We start from the raw sequence: 3,341 nt of genomic DNA on the forward strand, positions 1-3,341 counted from the left end.
CTCAACACCCTGTACGCCGCGGTGAACCAGCCCGGCTGGCGCTGCCCGACGCTGCTCTTCATGCTGCCGCCGAGCGGCGTGTGGATCGCCAACAAGATCGGCATGATCCAGTGGCCGCAGCGGCTCAAGGTGCAGGTGCTCAACGAATCGCTGTCGAGCGCGTCGGCGGTGTGGAATGCACTGCTGGGCCAGTGGAACCGCGTGAAGACCGAGCCGGTGTGGGGGCCGCCGCCGGTGGCCGCGATCGCCTCGGTGCAAGGGCCGGACGGCTTCCCGATCAAGGTGGCCGACCTCGACGCCGCAGCCGCCTCGGCCTCCGCATCGCCCGGCACCGCCATCAAGAGCAGTGCCGTCACGAAGGCCCCGGTGCGCGCGGTGCTCGATCCGCAGCGCGCCGCCCATGCCCTCGACAGCATGCTGCAGGTCGACGGCCTGATGGGCTGCGCCGTCGTCGACACCGCGACCGGACTGGTCGTCACGCACAAGGTGCGCGAGGAGCACCCGGTCGACATCGAGCTGGCCGCCGCCGCCTGCACCCAGGTGCTGCGCGTGCACGACCGCCATGCGCGCGACATGGGGCTGGCCGACGCGGTGCAGGAGATCATGACCAGCACGCCGACGCGCCACCACCTGATCCGCTCGCTGTCGCGGCACAGCGGGCTGTTCCTGTTCGCGCTGCTCGACAAGCAGCGCAGCAACCTGGCGCTGGCGCGCTACAAGCTGATGGAGGCGGAACAAAGCCTGTCCTGAGAAGGGTTGCGAAGCTTGGATACCATGCCGGGATCGCAGCACGTCTGCGGATGCAGCCACTGGACATGAGCCAAGAAGTTCTCTTCGACTACCCCCTGCAGGACAGCGCCGGCGCCACCTGCACCGCGCACGCCTGGGCCAAGGTGCCCGAGCCGCTGACGCCGGCCGGCCGCGCCGACCACAAGGCGCGCGCGAAGGCCCTGCTCGCGAAGCACGACGCGGTGCTGGTCGCCCACTACTACGTCGACGGCGACCTGCAGGACTTGGCGCTCGAGACCGGCGGCCTGGTCGCCGATTCGCTCGAGATGGCGCGCTTCGGCCGCGACCACCCGAGCAAGACGCTGGTCGTCGCCGGYGTGCGCTTCATGGGCGAGACCGCGAAGATCCTGAGCCCCGACAAGCGCGTGCTGATGCCCGACCTCGACGCGACCTGCTCGCTCGACCTCGGCTGCCCGCCCGACGATTTCGCGCGCTTCTGCGACGCCCACCCCGACCGCAAGGTCGTCGTCTACGCCAACACCAGCGCCGCCGTGAAGGCGCGCGCCGACTGGATGGTCACCAGCTCCTGCGCGCTCGCGATCGTGCGGCACCTGAAAGACCGCGGCGAGAAGGTGCTGTGGGCGCCCGACCGCCACCTCGGCCGCTACATCCAGGAAGAAACCGGCGCCGACATGCTGATGTGGAACGGCGCCTGCATCGTGCACGACGAGTTCAAGGGCCTGGAGCTCGACCTGCTGAAGGCCGAGCACCCCGGTGCGAAGGTGCTGGTGCACCCGGAGTCGCCGAAATCGGTGGTCGCGCAGGCCGACATGATCGGCTCCACCTCGCAGCTGCTGAACGCGGTGCTGCAGATGGACGCGAAGACCTTCATCATCGCCACCGACAACGGCATCCTGCACCGCATGCGCCAGCTCGCGCCCGGCAAGACGCTGATCGAGGCGCCCACCGCCGGCAGCAGCGCCACCTGCAAGAGCTGCGCGCACTGCCCGTGGATGGCGATGAACGCGCTGCAGGGCGTCGTCGCCTGCCTGGAGCACGGCAGCGGCGAGATCCACGTCGACGAGCCGGTTCGCAGCCAGGCGCTGGGCTGCATCGACCGCATGCTCGATTTCGTGAAGGCCAACCCGTCGAGCACGCAGAAGCTCGGCCTGGTCAGGAACATCGGTGCCGCATGACGATCGCCTTCGAGTTCGACGAAACGCTGGAACAGGCCCGCACGCGCAACATCCGCGATGCGCTGGCCGAAGACATCGGCCGCGGCGACTGGACAGCGCAGCTCGTGCCGGCCGGGCGCCGCGTGCGCGCCCGCGTGCTGGTGCGTGAAGACGCGGTGCTGTGCGGCCGCGACTGGTTCGACGGCTGCGTGCATGCACTCGATCCGCAGGCCGCGATCGACTGGCATGTCGACGAGGGCGCGCGCATGGCGCCCGACACGCTGGTCTGCCACATCGAGGCCGATGCGCGCGCGCTGCTGTCGGCCGAGCGGCCGGCGCTGAACTTCCTGCAGCTGCTGTCGGCCACCGCGTCGGTCACGCGCCGCCATGTCGACGCGATCGCCGGCGCGTCGCCGAACCCGCGCGGCTGCGCGATCCTCGACACCCGCAAGACGCTGCCCGGGCTGCGGCTGGCGCAGAAGTACGCGGTGCGCATCGGCGGCGGGCAGAACCAGCGGCTCGCGCTGTGGCACGGCATCCTGATCAAGGAGAACCACATCGCCGCGGCCGGCGGCGTGGCCGCCGCGCTGCGCAATGCACAGGCGCTGCAGTCGGGCGTCGACATCCAGATCGAGGTCGAAGGCCTCGCCCAGTTGCGCGAGGCGCTGGAGGCCGGCGCCACCAGCGTGCTGCTCGACAACTTCGACGAGCCGCTGATGCGCGAAGCAGTGGCCGTGACGGGCGGGCGCGCGCTGCTCGAGGTCTCGGGCAACGTGCAGCTCGACCAGGTGCGGCGCATCGCCGAGACCGGCGTCGACCGCATCTCGATCGGCCGTCTGACAAAGGACGTGCGGGCGACCGACTACTCGATGCGGGTGCTGGAGCGGATCTGACTCTGCAACTGAGCGGACTTTTGCCGCACTCTCGGGATGGTCGCCGCGGCCCGCACTGACTACAGTCGACGGGACATCCTGACCGAACGGCGGACCCCATGAGCGCAGACTTCGACACGATCTTCAACTACAACGAGCGCGCCGTCTTCGAGGCGGTGGCCGCGGCCGCCACCCAGCACCCGCACCTGAGCGGCAGCGAGCTGCTCGCCGACATCGCCTGCGTCGCGCTGAACCGGCTGCCGCCGCGCTACATCCGGCATGCGGTCGATTTCTCGTTCTACCTGAGCGAGAAGGAGCGCCACGCGATCGAGGTGGCGATCACCGAGGCGGTCGACTTCGCGTTCCAGTTCGTCTTGGCGCGAACCGCGATGAAGGCCAGAAACTAAGCTTTGCTGGTCGCCGGCCTCACCAGGATGGTGGGGAAGCTCACCGGCAGCGTGCGCGGGAAATCGCGGCTGAAATGCAGCCCGCGGCTCTCGTGCCGCATCAGTGCCGAGCGCACGATCAGCTCGGCGCAATCGACCAGGTTGCGCAGCTCCAGCAG

At 69.6% G+C, this 3,341-nt stretch carries 4 protein-coding genes and 1 pseudogene; 4 read left to right on the plus strand and 1 reads right to left on the minus strand.

Annotated features, from left to right (window positions below; genetic code table 11):
• The 4 genes from AC1D12_RS28600 to AC1D12_RS28615 form a co-directional block, all read left to right on the plus strand.
• On the plus strand, positions 1-750 hold a 750-nt coding region (locus AC1D12_RS28600; protein ID WP_477844492.1), incomplete at its 5' end, for a roadblock/LC7 domain-containing protein.
• A 65-nt stretch (positions 751-815) separates the two neighbouring features.
• On the plus strand, positions 816-1,925 hold the full coding sequence (gene nadA / locus AC1D12_RS28605) for a quinolinate synthase NadA (RefSeq protein WP_477844494.1): 1,110 nt from the start codon (positions 816-818) through the stop codon (positions 1,923-1,925).
• Positions 1,922-2,797: a carboxylating nicotinate-nucleotide diphosphorylase gene (gene nadC, locus AC1D12_RS28610; RefSeq protein ID WP_477825797.1), complete on the plus strand. Its 876-nt coding sequence runs from the start codon at positions 1,922-1,924 to the stop codon at positions 2,795-2,797. The genes nadA and nadC overlap by 4 nt, the downstream gene beginning before the upstream one ends.
• A 98-nt stretch (positions 2,798-2,895) precedes the next feature.
• A complete protein-coding gene (locus tag AC1D12_RS28615) occupies positions 2,896-3,183 on the plus strand; it encodes a late competence development ComFB family protein (protein ID WP_047512023.1) in 288 nt (95 codons plus the stop codon).
• Here AC1D12_RS28615 and AC1D12_RS28620 read toward each other — a convergent pair.
• Positions 3,180-3,341, minus strand: a pseudogene (locus AC1D12_RS28620) (L-aspartate oxidase); the annotation flags it as partial. The gene AC1D12_RS28615 and the pseudogene AC1D12_RS28620 overlap by 4 nt on opposite strands.

Source organism: Rhizobacter sp. P1_G5 (assembly GCF_056405435.1).